Here is a 19,233-nt window from a genome sequence, read left to right on the forward strand (position 1 = left end):
ATGGACATTATTGTATTAAAACCAGATGTAAGTGATGAGCAGATTGAAAAAATTGTTAAAAAACTTGAATTAAAAGGATTAAAACCACATATTTCAAAAGGAACTGAAAGAACAATTATCGGCGTAATTGGAGATACCTCAAAAATAACAGAAGATGAAGAAAATGCAATAAGAGCAATCCCTGGTGTTGAAGAAGTAGTAAGAATTCTTAAACCATATAAACTTGCAAGCAGAGACTTTAAAAAAACAGATACTGTCATTAAAGTTGATGATCTTGAAATTGGTGGCAAAAAAGTTCATGTTGCAGCAGGTCCATGTGCAGTAGAAAATAGAGTTACCCTTATTAATATTGCTGAAAAAATAAAATCTGCAGGAGCAACTTTTTTAAGAGGCGGTGCATTTAAGCCTCGTACATCACCATATTCTTTCCAAGGACTCGGAGTTGAAGGATTGAAATATCTTGCAGAAGCAAAGGAAAAAACAGGACTCCCTGTAATAAGTGAAATAATGGACCCAAGAGATATAGACATAATGATTGATTATGTTGATATTCTTCAAATCGGCACAAGAAATATGCAGAATTTCAAACTTCTTATGGAAGTAGGCTCAGTGGACAAGCCAGTTTTGCTTAAAAGAGGAATGTCTGCCACAATAAAAGAACTTCTTATGGCAGCAGAATATATTCTTTCAAGAGGAAACGAAAAAGTTATACTTTGTGAAAGAGGTATTAGAACATTTGAAACCGCAACAAGAAATACACTTGACCTCAGTGCTGTTCCTCTCTTAAAGTCCTTAAGTCATCTTCCTGTTGCAGTTGACCCAAGTCATGGTGTAGGAAAGCGTGAACTTGTCAGCCCGATGGCAGTTGCTGCGGTTGCAGCAGGTGCAGACATGCTTTTAATTGAGGTTCATACAAATCCTGAAGAAGCTCTCTCTGATGGCGAACAATCCTTAACTCCGGAACAGTTTAAAGAAATGATGAAAAAAGTTGCAGCTGTTGCAAAAGCTGTTGGCAGGGAAGTTTAAGAATGGAGGATGGATTTAACACTGTATCAATTCTTGGAGTTGGCTTAATTGGAGGTTCATTAGCTTTAGCATTAAAAGAAAAAAAGTTAGTCAATAAAATTATTGGCTATGGAAGAAATGAACAAAGGCTTAAAGAAGCCTTAAAACTTGGAATTATAGATAGCTATACCACATCATTAAAAAAAGCCTCTCAGGCAGAGCTTATTGTTTTGGCAACTCCTGCTGGTATATTTGAAAAAATTATCATTGAAATGCTTAATTATCTTAAAAAAGGAACAATCATTATTGATGTTGGCAGTGTGAAAGAAAGCGTTGTAAATAGTTTTGAAAAAATTTTACCCGCTGGAGTCTTCTTTGTTGGAACTCATCCTATTGCTGGTTCAGATAAAACAGGATTTGAACATGCAAAGGGAGATCTTTTTAAAAAAGCAAAAGTTATTATAACTCCTACTGAAAATACGGATAAATCAGCTCTTGAAAAAGTTTCTAATCTATGGCAAAAAATAGGTGCAGTAGTTGAGTTTATGAGCGCGGATAAACATGATAAAATTTATGCTCTTGTAAGTCATTTACCTCATTTAATTTCTTTTTGTATGGTAAATACAGTAGCAGAAATGGACAAAAATTTTATAAAATATGCTGGTTCAGGATTTAAGGATACAACAAGAATTGCTAAAAGTTCTCCAGAGGTCTGGAGAGATATTTTTATAATGAATGATAAAAATATCTTACAATGCCTTGAAATTTTCGCCAAAAATCTTAAAGAAATAAAAAAAATGCTCTCTAAAAAAGACTCAGAAGGAGTCAAAACATTTATAGAAAAAGCAAAAAATTTAAGAAAAGAAATTGATTCATGAATAGAATAATTAAAAAAGCTAAAACCCTCAAAGGTGAGATAACACCTCCACCTGATAAATCCATATCTCACAGAGCAGTTATGTTTGCTTCTTTAGCAAAGGGACAGTCAAGAATAAAAAACTTTCTCTGGGCAAAGGACCCATTAAGCAGTCTCAACGCAATGAAATCACTTGGTGTAGAAATCACGATAACTGACTCAAAAGAAATTATAGTTAATGGAAAGGGCTTGCATTCTTTAAAAGAGTCTGACAATGTTATTGATTGCGGAAATTCTGGGACAACAATAAGACTATTAAGCGGAATAGTCGCAGGGCAACGATTTCTTACTGTTCTTACAGGAGATGACTCTTTAAGATATAGACCTATGAAACGCATAATTAATCCTCTATCACTTATGGGCGCAAATATTATGGGAAGGGCAGAAAATAAATTCCCCCCTATTGTTATAAAGGGCGGTTTTTTGAAAGGAATAAGCTATGAAATGCCAATAGCAAGTGCTCAGGTAAAAAGTGCTATCTTACTTGCAGGACTCTATGCTAAAGGAGAAACGACTTTAACAGAACCTCATAAAAGCAGGGATCACACAGAAAAAATGCTAAAAAACATGGGCGTGAATATTATCATAAATGATAATACTGTAAAACTCTCTCCTGTAGACCATGAACTTAATTGTTTTGATATCACTATCCCAAATGATTTTTCTTCAGCTGCTTTTTTTATAGCAGGAGCTTGCTTAGTGCCAGACTCAGAAATATTAATTAAACAGGTTAACCTCAATGAAACAAGAACAGGTTTTATTGAGGTTTTAAAAAACATGGGAGCAACTATAGAAATTTTTAATATAACTGAGCAAGGAGGCGAGCCTGTTGGAGACATTTTTGCAAAAAGCTCATCTGAGCTTAAAGGTATTAATGTTCAGGGAGATATTATCCCTAAACTGATAGATGAATTTCCAATTCTATGTGTTGTAGCAACGCAGGCAGAGGGTAAAACCGTTATAAAAGATGCCAAAGACCTGAGGGCAAAAGAATCAGATAGAATTAAAGCAATGACATCAGAGCTAAAAAAAATGGGAGTTAAGATAAAAGAATTTGAAGATGGAGTAGAAATAGAAGGTCCTTGCAAACTTATTGGCACAGAGGTTTACTCTTATAAAGACCACAGAATAGCAATGGCATTAAGCATAGCGGGAGTTATTGCAGAAGGTGAAACTACAATAAAAGACGCAAACTGCGTTGATATATCATTCCCTGAGTTTTATAGCTTACTGGAGATGCTTCAGAAATGAAAAAAGTAGTTGCAATTGATGGACCTTCAGGTGCTGGCAAAAGCACTGTTTCAAAGGAAATAGCAAAAGCTTTGGGTTTTCAATATCTTGATACAGGTGCTTTATATAGGGCAGTGGCATACTATTTTTCTATAAAATTCAATTACATTGATGATTTTTCATTGCTAACTGAGCAAGAAATAGAAGAAGAGCTTAAAAATATAAAAATTCACTATAAAAATGGGAGAGTTTTTTTATCAGGAGAAGATGTCTCAGATTTTATCAGAGATCCTAAAATTGGAGAGATTACTTCTCAGCTTTCTACTCAAAAAGTTGTGAGAGATTTTCTGATGCCATTACAGAGAAGTTTTGCAGAAAAAGTAGATATTGTGGCTGAAGGCAGAGACATGACAACAGTTGTTTTCCCTGATGCATGGAAAAAGTTTTATCTTGATGCATCTCCTCAAGTAAGGGCTAAAAGAAGATTTGAACAATTGATACAATCTGGTAAAAAAATAAGTTTTGAAGAAGCACTAAGGGATGTAATAGAAAGAGATAAAAGAGATTGTTCACGGGAGAATGCTCCGTTAAGGCTCAGTAAAGATGCTTTTTATATTGATACATCAGAGCTTACACTTCAAGAAGTTATCTCAATAGTGTTAAAAAAAGTTGCAGAGGATGCTTGATATCATGTATTATCAAAAACAGTATGCAAAAAAATATTGTTCTGGCAGAAGGCGCAGGATTTTGTTTTGGGGTAAAAAGAGCAATTGACATAGCCTTTGATGTTGCTCAGAAACATAAAGATGGTGTTTTTACCTTAGGTCCTATAATTCACAATCCTCAAGTTGTAGAAAGGCTAAAAGATTTAGGCGTATATCCTGTAGATGAAATTTCTCAAAAAACTATAAAAACATTAATAATAAGAGCTCACGGAATTCCTAAAGAAAAATTTAATGAATTAAAACAGCTTGATTGTGAAATCATAGATGCTACCTGCCCATTTGTTAAAAAAGCTCAAAATCTTGCTGAAAAATTAGCTTCTGAAGGCTATCAGGTTTTAATTATTGGAGATAGAGAACATCCAGAAGTTAAAGGCATTTTTAGTTATGCAGGAGAAAAAGCGATTGTAATTAATCATGCAGACAATGAACTCAAAGAATCTAAAAAAATTCCGATTCTTAATAAAAAAATTGGTATAATTCAACAAACAACCCAACCAATGTCAAAAGTTAAAGAAATAATGAATAAAATAATAAATTCTCTTAATGAATTTGAAGAGATAAGAATTTTTAACACTCTATGTAATTTCACATCAAGAAGGCTGGAAGCAACAGAAAAAGTTGCAAAAGAAGTTGATGTCATGATTGTTGTAGGAGGTAAAAACAGTGCAAACACGACTCAGCTTGCTAATCTTTGCAGAAAAATAGGGGTAAAAACATATCATATAGAAGATGCTCAGGAAATTGACAAAAAGTGGGTTAACTCTGCTAAAAAAATTGGAGTCACAGCAGGAGCATCAACCCCTCAGTGGATAATTGATGAAGTTATTGATAAAATTAAAAAGTTTACAAATTAAGGAGGAACAGGACCATGCAGAATCAGCTTAGCGAAAAGCAAGAATTGGAAAGTCTCTATGAGGGATCACTTTCTCACATAGAAAGGGGAGAAATTATAAAAGGAAAAATAATGGGAGTAAGAAATGATGGAGTAATAGTAGATGTAGGATATAAATTTGAAGGAATTATTCCACTTAATGAGTTTTCAGAAGAAGAACTGAAAAATATAAAGGAAGCAGATGAAATAGAAGTTTTTATTGAAAAAATAGACGATGCACAGGGAATAATATCTTTATCAAGAGATAGAGCATTAAAAATAAAAGGCTGGGAAATTCTTATGGATGCTTATGAAAAAGCATTACCGGTTGAAGTAAAGATTACAGGGAAAACAAAAGGAGGTGTTCTAACATCCTTTTATGGTATAAACGGTTTTATACCTGCATCATTACTTGAGATTAGAAAACCTAAAAATCTTGATGAATATGTAGGAAAAACCTTTAAAGTAAAAATAGAAAAAATTGAACCCCCCAAGAATCTTTATGGACAGTGGAGAAATCTTAAAACTTCCTTAATTTTGTCAAGAAAAGCATATCTACAGGAAGAAAAAGAAAAAATGAAAAAAGAAATATCTGAAAAAATTAAAGAAGGGCTAAAAATAAAAGGTACTGTAAAAAATATAACCAACTATGGAGTTTTCGTTGATTTGGGTGGATTAGATGGTTTTCTCCATATTTCAGATATATCCTGGGGTAAAGTTAGACATCCTTCTCAGTTTTTTGAAATAGGCTCTGAATATGAATTTATAGTTTTAAAGGCTGATACTGAAAATGAAAGAATAACACTTGGATACAAGCAAAAGAAGGCTGATCCGTGGGAAAATATTGACAAAAAATATCATCCAGGCATGAAAGTAAGAGGTAAGGTAACAAGAGTTGAAGACTTTGGTCTTTTTGTTGAACTTGAAGAAGGAGTTGAAGGACTTGTTCACGTAAGCGAACTTGACTGGATAGCTCCAAAGCATCCTACATACTATGCAGAAGTAGATGAATGGATAAATGTAAAAGTTCTTGATATTGATAGGGAAAACAGAAAAATTTCTTTAAGTTTTAAGCAACTGAAACCAAAACCATGGGAAGTTGTTGCTAAAAAATACAAAGTGGGTGATAGAATTTCTGGAAAAGTCAAAACAATAACAGATTTTGGCATATTTGTTAGACTTCCAGAAGGAGTTGACGGACTTATTCATATTTCTGATATATCATGGACAAAACATATTGACCATCCTTCTCAAATTTTTAAAAAGGGACAAAAGGTTGATGCTGTTATTTTAAGTCTTGAACCTGAAAAAGAGAAACTTTCCTTAGGAATAAAACAACTTTCCGAAGATCCATGGATTAAAGAAATTCCAGAAAAATTCAAAATCGGTGAAATTTATAATGCCAAAGTTATTAAAAAGACAGAACATGGATTATTTGTTGATATTGAAGGCATCGTAGAAGGGCTGGTTTATAATTCGGAAATTGACAAAAATCGAACTGTAAAAGAAGGAGATGAAATAAAGGTAATTGTTGTAAAAGTGGACAAGGAAAAAAGAAAAATCGGACTCAGTATGAAAAAGATAGACGAAAATGAGGAATAAAAAACTTAAATTTTTCTTTATTATTATAGGAACGCTTATTTTAATAAGCTTTTTAATAACAATCATGGAAAGCAGCCTTACTGCAGGTAAGGTAGCTATTGTTAACATTAAGGGTATTATTGTTGATTCTAAACCATCAATAGATGAGATTAAACAGTATAGAAAAGACCCTTCAATAAAAGCTATTGTCTTAAGAGTGGATAGCCCAGGAGGCGCTGTTGTTCCATCACAGGAAATATACGAAGAAATAAAAAGAACAATTAAATCCAAACCAGTTGTTGTATCTATGGGTTCTATTGCAGCATCAGGAGGCTATTATATTTCTTGTCCAGCCACAAAAATTATTGCTAATCCGGGGACACTTACAGGCTCAATAGGCGTATTAATAGAAATACCCAATATTAAAGGATTACTTGATAAAATAGGAGTTAAGGCAGAGGTAATAAAAAGTGGTAAATACAAAGATATTACATCACCTTTCAAACCTTTACAGAATGAAGAAAAAGAAATTTTACAAAAATTAACAAATGATGTGCATGAACAATTCATTAAAGCTGTTGCAGAAGGGAGAAAAGTTCCTGTTGAAGATATTAAAAAAATAGCAGATGGAAGAGTATTCACAGGATTAAAAGCAAAAGAACTCGGACTTGTGGATGAGATAGGTGATCTTGATTATGCTATAAAGATAGCTGCTCAACTTGCTAAAATAAAAGGTGAGCCAGAGATAGTAACAAAGAAATCAACACTATTAATTGACTTTTTAAAAGGGAATACTGAGTCATTGGTAAAAAAGATTTTACCTTATATGCAGGTATATTATCTATATTCACCAACATCACAAAACTGATAAGGAGGATATGTATGAAAAAATCAGAATTAATTGAAAGGGTTTCTAAAAAAGTGGATATTTTAACAAAAAAACAAATTGAGACAATAATAGATATGATTTTTGATTGCATGATAGAAACTCTGTCAAGAGGGGAAAAGATTGAAATAAGAGGATTTGCTAATTTTAAAGTGAAACAAAGGCCCGAAAGAATTGCAAGGAATCCTAAAACAGGTGAACAGATTAAGGTCCCTACACAGAGAGCAATAAATTTTAAAATGAGCAAAGCTCTTAAGGAAGCTTTAAATAAGTGAAGTGCTTCTGCAGGTTCAAAATCTTAAGATTTTTTATAAAAATTCAATTATTATAGACAATATCAATTTTTGTATTGAAAAAGGCGAGATATTTTCTATTGTTGGAGAAAGTGGTAGTGGAAAAACTCTCACTGGCTTATCAATAATAAATCTTTTACCTGAACATTTCAGAATTAATGGTAGATTAATATTTAAAGATAAAGATATTCTAAATCTGAATACATCTGAAATTAGGAAACTGCGAGGAAGACATATTTCCTGTATATTTCAGGACCCAATGACTTCTCTGAATCCCGTCGTTAAAGTTGGCTCTCAAGTTGCAGAAATGTTTATTTATCACTACCAATTATCCAAAAAAGAAGCTCTGGAGAAAACAAAAGAGTTATTTCATAAACTTAAAATATTGCATACAATTAATAGTTATCCTCATCAGCTATCAGGTGGAATGAGACAGAGAGTAATGATAGCAATGGCTGTTGCATGTGAGCCAGAGCTTATCATAGCTGATGAACCTACAACTGCATTGGATGTAACTGTCCAAGAAGAAATCCTTGATCTTCTTTATTTACTCGTTAAACAAGAACACAGAGCATTGCTTTTGATAACTCATGACATTAACATACTTGGTGAATATGCAGACAAAGTTATGGTTCTATATGCAGGTAGAATTATGGAAATGGGTTCAACTGAAGAAATTTTTAAAAATCCTCTACATCCTTATACTAAAGCTCTTTTGAATTGTTTACCAAGAGAGGGTAAAAAGATAGAAGGCATTCCTGGAAATATCCCAGACCTTAAAAATTTACCAGAAGGATGCGTATTTTACCCGCGATGCAGTTACAAAAGAAATGAATGTATAGCTGAACCTCCATACCTTCATGAAGTAGCATCTGGACATTGGAGTAGATGTTGGTTAGATTGATTTTCTATTTCTGCCTTGACATAAAATCTTCAAGACAAAGTTTATGAATTTCTTCTGTAACAAATGTATGTCTAATCATTTTCCCTTCTACCATATAAATTACCATTTCTGCAATATTTGTTGCATGGTCTGATATTCTTTCAAGATATTTTGCGATAAACATTCTTTTAAGAGCAAGAGGAATAATATCTGGATTTTTTACCATGAGTCCGAATAATTCATTGTGATTATTCTCCAATAATTCATCAACTTGGTCATCTCTTTTAATAACCTCATAACATAAATCCACATCTTCCTTTACAAAGGCATTAATGGCATCCTCTACCATGCTTTCAGTTATCTCTGCCATTTTGGGAATATTCACAAAGGGCTTTAAAAAAGGCTCCTGTGCAAGTTCAATTGCTCTTTCTGCTATATTTACTGCAAAATCTCCCATACGCTCAAGGTCTGTGCATATTTTCATTGCAGTAGTTATAAATCTTAAATCTTTAGCCATTGGCTGTCTTAGTGCAATAAGTCTGATACATTCTTCATTTATTTCAACCTCAAGTCCATTAATTAGATTGTCTCTTGATATAACCTGCTTAGCAAGGTCTATATCTCTATCAATTAATGCCTTAACAGATTTTCTGATTCCCTCTTCAACAAGACATCCAAGAATAAGGATTTTTTCCTTTAATTTTCTTAATTCATTGTCTAAAATTCCCATCTCTACCTCCTTATCATCTTTTGCTATTATACCAATTTAGCCTTTTTATTGGATAGCATTGAATCTATAAATATTTCTATATTTAGTCATAAAAATATGAAATCATCGGAAGAGAAATAGAAGTTTATTTTTTAATCAATTGTTTTGTAACAAAAATTTAACATCATTGTAAATTCCCTGTAACATTAGAATTCTATACTATAAAAAATAAAAAAAATTTAATAAGGAGGGCTTCATGAAATGTTTAAAAAGTCTAACTTTAAGTAAGTTTTTTATTGTAATTGCAGTAATGTTTATTCTGTTAAGCTTCTCTATATCTTCTTTTGCTCAAATGCTCAATGGCGCAGGTGCATCTTTTCCCTATCCTCTTTATTCAAGTTGGGCTGCCGCTTATCATAAGGAAACAGGTATCCAAATTAATTATCAATCAATTGGTTCAGGTGGTGGAATAAGACAGATTACTGAAAGAACTGTTCATTTTGGTGCTTCAGACTTACCTCTTAAACCTGAAGAGCTTGAAAAAGCAGGACTTATTCAGTTCCCTGCTGCAATAGGTGGAGTTGTTCCTATAATCAATGTCCCTGAGATTAAAGGTAAAAAAATTACCTTAGATGGAATTACACTCGCAGAGATATTTCTCGGAGAAATTACAAAATGGAATGACCCTAAAATTAAAGCATTAAATCCAAAAATTAATTTACCCGATCAACCTATTACTGTGGTTCATAGGTCAGACGGCTCAGGAACCACTTCCATATTTACTCATTATTTAAGTAGCGTATCCAAAAAATGGGCTGACCAAATTGGTTATGGAACTTCTGTAAACTGGAAAACTGGTTTAGGAGGAAAAGGAAATGAAGGTGTTGCAAACTATGTTAAAAGAACTCCTTACTCAATTGGATATGTAGAATTTGCTTATGCTGTCCAGAACAGATTAGACACTGCAAAAATGAAAAATTCTGCTGGACAGATTGTTGAAGCCAATTTTGAAAGTTTTGCCAATGCAGCAGCTTCTGCTCATCTTGATGCAAAAAATCATTTCTATGCATGGATGACAAATGCACCAGGCAAAAAAGCTTGGCCTATCACAGGTGCAACTTATATTCTGCTTGCAAGAGAAAAAAATGATGTTAATAAATCCGTCATAAAATTCTTTGACTGGGCATTTAAAAATGGTGATAACACTGCAAAAAAACTTGATTATGTCCCACTGCCTCAAAATGTAAAAGACAAAATAAGAGCATACTGGGGACTTTATATCAAATAAAAAAGAGAAAGCCCGAAGCAAAATAATGCTTTGGGCTTTCTCTTTTATTTCAGGAAATCTCCTGTTTATTTAATTTTTACTTCTTTCAAAACTTGTTCATAGTTTTTTCATAAAGCAGGATAATACTTTGTAATTATTCTGGTAGTTCCTCCAAGTTCAAAAATGGTGGTATTGTTGCAATAGCATTAACAATCAACTCTGCAAGTCCCGAGTAGTTTATTTTAAATCTATCAAATAATCTGTAAGTGTGTATCATGTCTCTTATAGCGCCTTTACAATTTGAGCAAGTAGCAACTACAAGCTTAGGAATATTCTTATCTAAAACATCATCAAATGTTTCTAAAATCTGTTTTGTCTTTAATCTTATTGAAACCTTATTTTTCCACACAGGGAAATTCAATGATCTTATTATTGCAAATCCACTTCCGCCACCACAGCAGTAGTTATATGAACAGTTAGGATTCATCTCTCTGAATGTCCCGGGTGTAAGAGCCTTAATAATCTGCCTCTGCGGATTCATAATTCCCATAAGTCTCACAATATTACAAGAATCGTGCATTGTAACTGGAAAATTATTTCTCATAGGATCAAACTTTATTCTTCCACTTTTTACGATTTCCCACATAAGTGGTAAACAGGATTCTCTCTGAATATTCCATAAAGGAGAACTCGCAGGCAAAATTCTATCAAAAATGATAGTGTAAACCTTATGAGAATGTCCGCATTCTCCTATTACAAGTTTTTTTACCCCAAGGTCATAAGCAATCTGGAGATGTCTTAATCCAACTCTCGCAAGTTCCACATCATCATACCATGCTCCATAATTTACGCCATCGTAACCAAGAGTTTCGCTACTTAAAGTATAGTTTATCCCAGCTAAATCAAATAATATAGAAAATGCTGCAATATGGTCTGGCCAGGCAAGATATTCACCTCCATTGTGAAGCAAAAGAATATCAGCTCCTTTTTTATCAACAGGAATAGTAATCTTTTTGCCTATTTTCTCATGTATTTCCTCTTCAATAAATTTAATTATATCCCTAAATGCCGTTGGTCCCATCCCTGTTGATGAGCCTGTCTTAAGATGCAATCTTGTCCCCTTTTTATAAACTTCTACAGGTGCCATTCCAAGTTCTTGACTGAACAACTTCCTCAGTTCTCTTGCAATCAATCCATTGTCTATTCCAACAGGGCAGTAAAGAACGCATCTTCTGCACAGTGTGCAACGATAAGCAAGCTCTAAAAGTCTTCTTATTGCTGTGTAAGTAGCTTCAATATCAGCTCCTACAAAAGATTTTAATAGTTTTCCGCTGGGAGTGAAATATCTCTTATAAATTCTTCTTAGAATTTCAGAACGAAAATTTGGTCTATATATTTCTTTCTTCCCGCTTCCTATATAAACATGGCAAGCCTCAGCACAAGTATTGCATTTAACACAATATTTTAAAGATAGGGAAAAAGGTTTAAGAAATGTCCAGTTTGATTCAGGATTTAGAAGTTTTTCTATACCATTGAGAAATTTTTCTATTATCTTTGTTTTTTCTTCCTCAGAAGGCTCGGGAAAAGGAAATCCAGAAAATCCATCTAAGGAAAGATTATATTTTTCTCTCCATTCATCTGGTGGATTATTAAAATCATTCTCTTCATCTATATATGGAGCTAAAGAAATTAAGTTCTCTTTTTCTATTTTTACTAAAGACTCCTTTGTTTCCTTTGCAAACTCTCTTAATGATTCCATCTTAATCCTCCTATTTTTCATGAAGATTTGTATTTCTGGCATTTTCAAGCCATGTTTGTTCTGGCAGAATATGAGGACCAGCCCAGTTAACCTTATAATTTAGCTGTTGCAATATTTTCTTTTCTTCAGGAGAATCTTTCTTTTGATAATAATCATCCCATAAAATCTTATGGAATGTAAAAAATTTTACAGGACCGTGAAAAAATTTTGAAAAGGGTATATAAATAAGAAAAATTTCAAAGAGCAAAAAATGAATTAATGTAAAAGGATGGAATTCTGATATGGAAAGATTAAAACTTAATACACTTTCTACATACAATAAAGCCTCCAATGTAGAATTTTCTCTATAAATCATCAATAATCCACTGATAAAAATAACAAATAAAAAGATTAAATTAAAGTATTCAATTCCAGAGGTATAGAGTTTTAATTCTTTATTGTTAATTCTTTTTAGAATAAGTCCGACAGTCCCCACAATACCAAGAAAGCATGATAAATAAGGTAAAAAAATAATTTTTGACAGATTCATACTATTAGACACAAAGGCTATTAAAATCAGAATGTTCCACAAAAACAACAACCAGACACCCCAATGAAGAGCAATTGACCAAGTCCATATTCCATAAAGATTGAATTTTTTTACTCTATGAAGAAAAAATATTTCTTTAAAAGGTTCAATAAACTCACCAAATAAACCTTTTTCATGCTTCTTTTTTATCCAGTCAACTTCTTCCATATAGGAACCTTGACATCTTTCCCTTTTTGCAGATGGAAGAGGATATATCTCCCATCTGATATTTAATGGCATTCTTGAGATCTTAAAAAACTTCATACCAATACCTATTACCAATACAAATGGGGACAACAATGCTATCAAATTGAGCAATGTAGCCATATTTCCCTCCATATAAAATTTTTATATAATTTTATTAATTAAATAAATAATATAATAAACTTTTTTTAAAAATCAATATAATTTTTAAGCAATAGTATAAGCGGCATAAATAAAACCTTAACTGTGTCCTTATTGACTAAAAAATACCTATGAATTCATTTTTAAAAGGGCAAAAGAAAGCTACAGCTATGTGATAAAATAAAAAAATATCAATATTTGAGGAGGATTTCATGATTAAAACAAAATTGGCTTTATTGGTTTTATTGTTTATTTTATTAAGCTTCTCTATCTCTTCTTCTGCTGAAATGATTAATGGCGCAGGTGCAACCTTCCCCTATCCTCTTTATTCAAGTTGGGCTGCCGCTTACAATAAAGCCACAGGAATTAAGGTTAACTATCAATCAATTGGTTCAGGTGGTGGAATAAGACAGATTACTGAAAGAACTGTTCATTTTGGTGCATCTGATATGGCATTGAAACCTGAGGAAATTGAAAAATCAAAACTTCTTCAGTTCCCTGCGGTAATAGGTGGAGTTGTACCAATTGTAAATATTCCAGGAGTCTCTTCTAATGCATTGGTTCTTGATGGAACTACAATGTGCGAAATATTTCTTGGTGAAATCAAGCAATGGAATGACCCTAAAATTAAAGCACTTAATCCCAAACTAAATCTACCAGCAAAGCCCATCACAGTTGTTCATCGCTCCGACGGTTCTGGAACAACTGCTATATTTACTCATTATCTTAGCAGTGCATGTAAAAAATGGGCAAATAATGTTGGATACGGAACTTCAGTAAGCTGGAAAACAGGACTTGGTGGTAAGGGTAATGAAGGAGTAGCTAACTATGTAAAAAGAACTCCCTATTCAATTGGTTATGTTGAGTTTGCCTATGCAAAACAGAATAAACTCTCTGTAGTAAGGCTTAAAAATTCTGCTGGACAGATTGTTGCTCCAGACTTTGAAAGTTTTGCAGAAGCAGCAGCTTCTGCTCATCTTGATGCAAAAAATCATTTCTATGCCTGGATGACAAATGCACCAGGCAAAAAAGCTTGGCCTATTACAGGTGCAACTTATATTCTGCTTGCAAGGGAAAAAAATGATGTCAATAAATCCGTCATAAAATTCTTTGACTGGGCATTTCAAAATGGTGACAACACTGCAAAAAAACTTGATTATGTCCCGCTGCCCAAGAATTTAAAAGATAAAATAAGAACATACTGGAAATCTTATATAAAATAAAGAATTTTCAACCTGAAGCGGAGTTTCGCTTCAGGTTACCCTCTTAATCCCATAACTTTAAAAATATGAACCATATCTTTTAAATGAATCTGCCCTGGAGCAGAAATTTCATTAAGACTTGCATATGTTATCATTGAGCCAAAGACAGGATTTATTATTCTTGATGGGATTCCTTTCTGCCCCATCCCCAGAACAATTATTCTATCCAGTTTATGTCTAAGAGTAAAATATAACAAAGTTTCTATGTCTTTCTTTTCATTTACCATAGTAGCTATTTTTATGATGTCCATTCCCATGGTTTTGCCTCTATCAAAAACTTCTTCCAGCTGCTCCATAGATGGAGTATTTATAAAATTGTGATAAGAGCCGATTAAAGTTATATTGTTTTTAATACTCAATTGTCTTAAAAAAGGAGCTTCATTGGAAAAAATCTCAATATCAAAAAAATTGCAAAAGGGTATAACTGCCTGATATATTTCAACTCTATTCTTTATTTCTCTTTTGCCTCCTTCCTCTGGTAATCTTATTGTACAAAGCAGAGGTAGGTTATATTTTCTTTTTGCTGTCTCAAAAATATCGCTAATGTTTTCTGTCTTTTCAAACATATCAACCCTGAGTTCAATAAGATCAGCACCTTTTAACTCTTCCTTAGGAATAGACAAAACATCCTTGTCTTTGAGCACAACTGCTATGGCAGGTATATTTTGCAAAAGCATTTTAAAGTTTAACAGCTAAGAAAGCTATAATTCAAATTATTAAGCCCTGAGCATTATTTAAAGCCCAGGGCTTTCTGTAGGAGGGGTGGGGCTGCTAACCGCTTTTCAGTTAAACTGTTGTTTCTTTTTGATATAAAGCGATATCTTTTTGTAAAGCTGAAAAATATCACCTTTAATAATGTAATCTGTAACACCCTTCATAATTTTAAGTTTTTTAAGATGCGTCTCATCAATAGAAGAGTAAAATAAAACTGGAATTTTTTGTGCTTTGATATAGGTACTTATCAAATCATATAAACTATCACCTGATAATGCAGGCATGTTTACATCAAGAAGCACTAAATCAGGATTTAAAAATTTAATACCCTTTGTAACACCAAGCCAACCTTGATTTTCTAATACAGTATAACCGACTTTCTCAAGAAGAATTTTTGTTAAATGTAAATCAACTTCATTGTCATCAATTAAAAGAATCTTACCTCTTTTCATTTTTAAGCCTCCTTTATTTTCCTAATAGAAATTTTTGCCAAAGTATGGCTGAAAACCTGGAATCTCATGTTCAATCAGAAAATTAACTACTTCATTTACAAAAGGCGCATAATCTCTTAAATCACCAAGATGATAAATCCTTTCAACGCCTTCATTAATGGCTGTTTCATGAGCAACTTTTAATGCTTCAATGTTACGATGAATATCACTAAGAATAGCTATTTTCATATATTTACTCTACTAAACCTATGATATGTGAAGTCTAAGATGTCTTTCCCATTCCATATAACTTATAGCCTTAACATAGGCTATAGCATCTTGTCTGTCCATTTTTGGATTTAAGTAATTGAATGCTAAATAATTACACATTAAATTGTAAAGTTCAGTATTATCTATAAGGTTTTTTAACTCTCCTTCGTAAAATTTTTCTCCGTAAACAATAACAAGCTGGTCTTCGGCAGTATGATTTGTTGAAGTAAAACCCACATTACCTCTTCTTTTTTTAGCTGGTTTTATGAGTTTCTCGTTTTCATACTCATATATACTTTTTGCCAGAATTCTCCCCATTGTATATTCTGGCTCATACCATATGTCATTGATAACTACCATTCTTTTTTCATTTAATTTTTTATAAATTTCTTCTGCTTCCTCTGAAGCGATTTTTTGTTGAGTATAGTTCTCAAAAATTTCTTTCACAGCTTTCAGATCCTGATTTTTCATCGTCTTAATCATATATTCAAAAGAAGCCCTGTTTTTATAATTCATCAAAGCCTCTGTGGCATCATTGTATTCAGGACCTGTGCCGTTTATTCCATAACCTGAGTTACCATGATCTGAGGTAACTATCAATAAAACATCAGGATTTTTGTTAATAAAATCCACAACTACTCCGATAGTTTTATCCAGTTCATAACAGTCCATCATAGCAGCATAAGCATCATTTGCATGACAGGCATGGTCAATTCTTCCAGCCTCAATCTGAAGAACAAATCCTTTTTTATTTCTGGATAATTTTTGGAGTGCCACTGCGGTCATCTCAGGTAAAGATGGCTCTTTTTTGTTCAGTTTTTCATCATTTACTCTATCAACAAAGTAACTTATGTGAGATGAACTGAAAACGCCAAGAATAGGGCGTTCATCGGAAATGCTGCTAATCAATTCTTCCTTAGATTTAACTACTCTATACCCCTTTGAAGAAAACATCCCATAGAGATCTTTCTTGTCCTTTCTTTTATCTCTATTAAAGAATCTATCACCACCACCCATTGCTACTTCTAAATCCGCATTTAGTAAATCAATAGCGATACTATCCTCATCGTCTCTATTAGAATTATGACTATACCATGCAGCAGGCGTGGCATGAGTTACTCTTGTTGTGGTTACAAATCCACAGGAAAGCCCTTTTTCCTTCGCAAGCTCAAATATAGTTTTTAAATTTCTTCCATCGGGTAAAACTGACAAGCTTCTATTAACCGTCTTTGAACCTGTTGCCCAAGCAACAGATGCAGGAGCAGAATCAGTAACAACTGAAGATAAAGAAGAAGTATTCTGAAGTAAAATTCTTGTCTTAGGATTTTTAATAAGAGTTGAGAGGTTGCTTTTTTCTTTAAACTTCATCTCCATAAATTCATTCATAGCTTTCATCACTCCCAATGGCCAGCCATCTCCAACTACGAATATTACACCTTTTGCACCAGAATTGGTTGAATCAGTAACTTTTGCAAAAATTTCTTCTGATGAAGCCATAAGAGCTATAAAACTTGCTAAAGAGACTTTCAAGAAATCTCTTCTTTCCATTATTGCACCCCCTTTAATTTGTTATTGCTGTTCTGAGTTTATTAAAGATAAGTTTTAATAAAAAATTGCTCTCGTAGGGTATAATTTTCGTTTCCTTGCCAATTTTATAAGTGTTTCCTCTCCAGTTAAGTTTGCAACTTATCAAAGGAGTAAACCATATAAGTCCTGTTATAAAATCTTTCAATGGAATTAAAATCCCTGAAAGTCCAGTAGAAGACTTCATTAATCTATTTATATAAAGATCAAAGGCAATTTTGATTGTCACCACAGCAATAAATATTGTTATAGAATTTTTTGAAAAGCCATCTAAAATAAGCATTATTGAAGATATAAAAACAGGATTACTAAGAGGCTCAATAAAATATTTTGAACCAGCTATTTTCCATCTTATCTTTGCCCATCTGGTATGTCTATTTAAAAATCTTCTAAGTGACCAGTATTCATTAATATTTTTAATAATATAGCTACAAAGCGCAACTTTCTTACCCTTTTCGTGCATCAATTTTCCAATCATATAATCCTCTGCCAAAACATCCTTTACTGCATTAAATCCACCTATTTCTTCAAAATCGCTCTTTCTCATAAGCATTGACTTGCCTATGCTACAGGGCATCTTAAGAAATTTATCAAGAAAACAGACACTTATAATTACGAAAGAGTTTAGCTGAAGGTTTTCAAGTTTAGCTCCTAAGGTTTTCCCTCCCGCTCCCATAATAAGATTGGTAACAAGTCCTGTATCATGCGTCATAGCAGAAACAGTCCTCTTTAAATAGTCAGGTTCAACATAGACATTACTGTCACTTATGAGAAAATAATCATGTTTTGATTCCTTGTAAGCGGAAATCATATTTTTTACTTTTGGATTTAAAGCACTATATGAATTATTCAGAATAACTTTTACAAGCTCAGGATATTTATTTCTTATTTTTTCAGCAACTCTATAAGCAGGGTCATTGTAGTCTTGAAGTGAAAGAATTACTTCATATTCAGGATAGTCCTGTTTGCAGAAGCTTTCAAGATTGTCAAATAGATTATCATCAAGACCTTTAAGTGGCTTAATTATTGAAATGGGAGGGAAATTAATAAATGCATATTCTTCCCTGAGCTTTCTTCTTAATGCTATAACTTGCAAAGCGTAAACTGCTAAACTCATAAAAACTAAAAATAAAACTATCCATAGAATCATTTTTTTACCCCCTAAAAAGTGTTATTGCCACACCTTTATTGTGTTTTATACATTTTTTTACTGAAACTACATTTTTCTCGCAATTAAGCAGAGTTTTCCATGAATACAAATGTCTTGCTTTATGAAAATCGCTGTTTGCTATGTATGGATATTTCTTAAGACTTACTACATTGAAGACATCATCTCTATTTGCAATTTCCCAAGCATCAATATATTTTCCGTATTTGTTTCTGTTATTCCAGAGATAAAGCGTATTGCGTATCTCTCCCTTAATATGATGTGGATGACAGGCAACCACAACTGCATTTTGTTTTTTTGCCTCAAGAAATATTGCTTCATAAGATTCACAAGCAGGTATAAAATCTTTTATATCAATTATTAAAATATGGGATGATTTGTCAGAAGAAAGATAATTTTTACTTATCTCAACTCCCGGGATAACAAGCATCTCATATTTATTCCATGCTCTTTCTGATTCATATCTTACATTTTCCATATATTCATTGAAATTTTTTTCAGTAATTGTAAATCTGAATCTATATGCAAATTTTCCAATCATACTATCTCCATTTACCACATGGTCTGTTATGGCTATAACATCAAAGCCCGCTTGTCCGAAGAGATCAACTACCTTTCTAAGTTCCAGTGAACCATCTGAGTATTTGGTATGTATGTGAAAGTCACATAAAAGCATATTTTTAATTTAATGATAGCTCTGCAAGGTTACAGGAAAGTTAAAAGTTTTTTAAATTTCTGTTAAATTTTTACCTAAAATTTAACAATG

At 32.8% G+C, this 19,233-nt stretch carries 20 protein-coding genes; 11 read left to right on the forward strand and 9 right to left on the reverse strand.

Annotation, left to right across the window (positions count from 1 at the left end; translation table 11 throughout):
- Genes aroF through THEYE_RS08760 form a run of 9 tightly spaced genes read left to right on the forward strand, consistent with a single transcriptional unit; the run spans position 1 to position 8,411 of the window.
- Positions 1-1,026 carry a 3-deoxy-7-phosphoheptulonate synthase gene (aroF, locus tag THEYE_RS08720; protein ID WP_012546648.1) on the forward strand — a complete coding sequence of 342 codons (1,026 nt, stop codon included), beginning with the start codon at positions 1-3 and terminating at the stop codon, positions 1,024-1,026.
- Between the two features lie 2 nt (positions 1,027-1,028).
- Positions 1,029-1,883, forward strand: coding sequence for a prephenate dehydrogenase (locus tag THEYE_RS08725; RefSeq protein ID WP_012545810.1), 855 nt, complete (start codon positions 1,029-1,031; stop codon positions 1,881-1,883).
- A complete protein-coding gene (aroA, locus tag THEYE_RS08730; protein WP_012545275.1) occupies positions 1,880-3,172 on the forward strand; it encodes a 3-phosphoshikimate 1-carboxyvinyltransferase in 1,293 nt (430 codons plus the stop codon). The genes THEYE_RS08725 and aroA overlap by 4 nt, the downstream gene beginning before the upstream one ends.
- Complete coding sequence (gene cmk / locus THEYE_RS08735; protein WP_012546614.1) at positions 3,169-3,837, forward strand: (d)CMP kinase; 669 nt, start codon at positions 3,169-3,171, stop codon at positions 3,835-3,837. Before aroA ends, cmk begins: the two co-directional genes overlap by 4 nt.
- Positions 3,838-3,860: 23 nt before the next feature.
- Positions 3,861-4,730, forward strand: a complete 870-nt coding sequence (gene ispH, locus THEYE_RS08740) for a 4-hydroxy-3-methylbut-2-enyl diphosphate reductase (RefSeq protein ID WP_012544912.1) — start codon at positions 3,861-3,863, stop codon at positions 4,728-4,730.
- A 14-nt stretch (positions 4,731-4,744) separates the two neighbouring features.
- Positions 4,745-6,349, forward strand: a complete 1,605-nt coding sequence (locus tag THEYE_RS08745; RefSeq protein WP_012546647.1) for a 30S ribosomal protein S1 — start codon at positions 4,745-4,747, stop codon at positions 6,347-6,349.
- Entirely contained in the window at positions 6,339-7,196 is an 858-nt protein-coding gene (sppA, locus tag THEYE_RS08750) for a signal peptide peptidase SppA (protein ID WP_012545082.1), read from the forward strand. Before THEYE_RS08745 ends, sppA begins: the two co-directional genes overlap by 11 nt.
- A gap of 14 nt (positions 7,197-7,210) precedes the next feature.
- Positions 7,211-7,489 (forward strand): HU family DNA-binding protein, encoded by a 279-nt coding sequence (locus THEYE_RS08755; RefSeq protein ID WP_012545969.1) that lies wholly within the window; start codon positions 7,211-7,213, stop codon positions 7,487-7,489.
- 1 nt (position 7,490) lies between these two features.
- Complete coding sequence (locus tag THEYE_RS08760) at positions 7,491-8,411, forward strand: ABC transporter ATP-binding protein (protein ID WP_012546165.1); 921 nt, start codon at positions 7,491-7,493, stop codon at positions 8,409-8,411.
- A gap of 4 nt (positions 8,412-8,415) precedes the next feature.
- Here THEYE_RS08760 and phoU read toward each other — a convergent pair whose 3' ends face one another.
- The gene (gene phoU / locus THEYE_RS08765) at positions 8,416-9,120 is read right to left on the reverse strand and encodes a phosphate signaling complex protein PhoU (RefSeq protein WP_012545517.1); all 705 of its coding nucleotides are present in this window, start codon (positions 9,118-9,120) and stop codon (positions 8,416-8,418) included.
- 235 nt (positions 9,121-9,355) lie between these two features.
- Between phoU and pstS (THEYE_RS08770) the strand changes: the two genes are divergently transcribed.
- Positions 9,356-10,387: a phosphate ABC transporter substrate-binding protein PstS gene (gene pstS, locus THEYE_RS08770; RefSeq protein WP_012545952.1), complete on the forward strand. Its 1,032-nt coding sequence runs from the start codon at positions 9,356-9,358 to the stop codon at positions 10,385-10,387.
- Positions 10,388-10,520: 133 nt separating this feature from the next.
- On the opposite strand, the gene THEYE_RS08775 is transcribed toward pstS (THEYE_RS08770), so the two are convergent.
- Positions 10,521-12,125, reverse strand: coding sequence for a (Fe-S)-binding protein (locus tag THEYE_RS08775; RefSeq protein WP_012545333.1), 1,605 nt, complete (start codon positions 12,123-12,125; stop codon positions 10,521-10,523).
- A 10-nt stretch (positions 12,126-12,135) separates the two neighbouring features.
- Positions 12,136-12,957: a respiratory nitrate reductase subunit gamma gene (locus tag THEYE_RS08780; protein WP_164924868.1), complete on the reverse strand. Its 822-nt coding sequence runs from the start codon at positions 12,955-12,957 to the stop codon at positions 12,136-12,138.
- Positions 12,958-13,250: 293 nt separating this feature from the next.
- On the opposite strand from THEYE_RS08780, the gene pstS (THEYE_RS08785) reads away from it, so the two are divergent.
- Positions 13,251-14,261 carry a phosphate ABC transporter substrate-binding protein PstS gene (gene pstS, locus THEYE_RS08785; RefSeq protein WP_012545084.1) on the forward strand — a complete coding sequence of 337 codons (1,011 nt, stop codon included), beginning with the start codon at positions 13,251-13,253 and terminating at the stop codon, positions 14,259-14,261.
- A gap of 35 nt (positions 14,262-14,296) precedes the next feature.
- Here the strand turns inward: pstS (THEYE_RS08785) and aroD are convergent, their stop codons facing one another.
- The 6 genes from aroD to THEYE_RS08815 all read right to left on the reverse strand — a co-directional run bounded on the left by aroD (position 14,297) and on the right by THEYE_RS08815 (position 19,143).
- A complete protein-coding gene (gene aroD / locus THEYE_RS08790; protein ID WP_012545528.1) occupies positions 14,297-14,977 on the reverse strand; it encodes a type I 3-dehydroquinate dehydratase in 681 nt (226 codons plus the stop codon).
- 105 nt (positions 14,978-15,082) lie between these two features.
- Complete coding sequence (locus tag THEYE_RS08795; protein ID WP_012546202.1) at positions 15,083-15,466, reverse strand: response regulator; 384 nt, start codon at positions 15,464-15,466, stop codon at positions 15,083-15,085.
- A gap of 21 nt (positions 15,467-15,487) precedes the next feature.
- Positions 15,488-15,694 carry a metallophosphoesterase family protein gene (locus THEYE_RS08800; RefSeq protein WP_012545045.1) on the reverse strand — a complete coding sequence of 69 codons (207 nt, stop codon included), beginning with the start codon at positions 15,692-15,694 and terminating at the stop codon, positions 15,488-15,490.
- An 18-nt stretch (positions 15,695-15,712) separates the two neighbouring features.
- Positions 15,713-17,263 (reverse strand): alkaline phosphatase, encoded by a 1,551-nt coding sequence (locus tag THEYE_RS08805; protein ID WP_012545801.1) that lies wholly within the window; start codon positions 17,261-17,263, stop codon positions 15,713-15,715.
- Between the two features lie 13 nt (positions 17,264-17,276).
- Entirely contained in the window at positions 17,277-18,449 is a 1,173-nt protein-coding gene (locus THEYE_RS08810) for a ceramide glucosyltransferase (protein ID WP_012545796.1), read from the reverse strand.
- 4 nt (positions 18,450-18,453) lie between these two features.
- Positions 18,454-19,143: a PHP domain-containing protein gene (locus tag THEYE_RS08815; protein WP_012546642.1), complete on the reverse strand. Its 690-nt coding sequence runs from the start codon at positions 19,141-19,143 to the stop codon at positions 18,454-18,456.
- Positions 19,144-19,233 lie beyond the last annotated feature (90 nt).

The sequence above is a fragment of the Thermodesulfovibrio yellowstonii DSM 11347 genome, assembly GCF_000020985.1.
In the GTDB taxonomy this organism is placed as follows: Bacteria; Nitrospirota; Thermodesulfovibrionia; order Thermodesulfovibrionales; family Thermodesulfovibrionaceae; genus Thermodesulfovibrio; species Thermodesulfovibrio yellowstonii.

Coding starts and splice junctions, on each gene's coding strand:
- aroF (WP_012546648.1), top strand. CDS start 1: ATGGACATTATTGTATTAAAACCAGATGTAAGTGATGAGCAGATTGAA.
- THEYE_RS08725 (WP_012545810.1), top strand. CDS start 1,029: ATGGAGGATGGATTTAACACTGTATCAATTCTTGGAGTTGGCTTAATT.
- aroA (WP_012545275.1), top strand. CDS start 1,880: ATGAATAGAATAATTAAAAAAGCTAAAACCCTCAAAGGTGAGATAACA.
- cmk (WP_012546614.1), top strand. CDS start 3,169: ATGAAAAAAGTAGTTGCAATTGATGGACCTTCAGGTGCTGGCAAAAGC.
- ispH (WP_012544912.1), top strand. CDS start 3,861: ATGCAAAAAAATATTGTTCTGGCAGAAGGCGCAGGATTTTGTTTTGGG.
- THEYE_RS08745 (WP_012546647.1), top strand. CDS start 4,745: ATGCAGAATCAGCTTAGCGAAAAGCAAGAATTGGAAAGTCTCTATGAG.
- sppA (WP_012545082.1), top strand. CDS start 6,339: ATGAGGAATAAAAAACTTAAATTTTTCTTTATTATTATAGGAACGCTT.
- THEYE_RS08755 (WP_012545969.1), top strand. CDS start 7,211: ATGAAAAAATCAGAATTAATTGAAAGGGTTTCTAAAAAAGTGGATATT.
- phoU (WP_012545517.1), bottom strand. CDS start 9,120: ATGGGAATTTTAGACAATGAATTAAGAAAATTAAAGGAAAAAATCCTT.
- pstS (WP_012545952.1), top strand. CDS start 9,356: ATGAAATGTTTAAAAAGTCTAACTTTAAGTAAGTTTTTTATTGTAATT.
- THEYE_RS08775 (WP_012545333.1), bottom strand. CDS start 12,125: ATGGAATCATTAAGAGAGTTTGCAAAGGAAACAAAGGAGTCTTTAGTA.
- THEYE_RS08780 (WP_164924868.1), bottom strand. CDS start 12,957: ATGAAGTTTTTTAAGATCTCAAGAATGCCATTAAATATCAGATGGGAG.
- pstS (WP_012545084.1), top strand. CDS start 13,251: ATGATTAAAACAAAATTGGCTTTATTGGTTTTATTGTTTATTTTATTA.
- aroD (WP_012545528.1), bottom strand. CDS start 14,977: ATGCTTTTGCAAAATATACCTGCCATAGCAGTTGTGCTCAAAGACAAG.
- THEYE_RS08795 (WP_012546202.1), bottom strand. CDS start 15,466: ATGAAAAGAGGTAAGATTCTTTTAATTGATGACAATGAAGTTGATTTA.
- THEYE_RS08800 (WP_012545045.1), bottom strand. CDS start 15,694: ATGAAAATAGCTATTCTTAGTGATATTCATCGTAACATTGAAGCATTA.
- THEYE_RS08805 (WP_012545801.1), bottom strand. CDS start 17,263: ATGGAAAGAAGAGATTTCTTGAAAGTCTCTTTAGCAAGTTTTATAGCT.
- THEYE_RS08810 (WP_012545796.1), bottom strand. CDS start 18,449: ATGATTCTATGGATAGTTTTATTTTTAGTTTTTATGAGTTTAGCAGTT.
- THEYE_RS08815 (WP_012546642.1), bottom strand. CDS start 19,143: ATGCTTTTATGTGACTTTCACATACATACCAAATACTCAGATGGTTCA.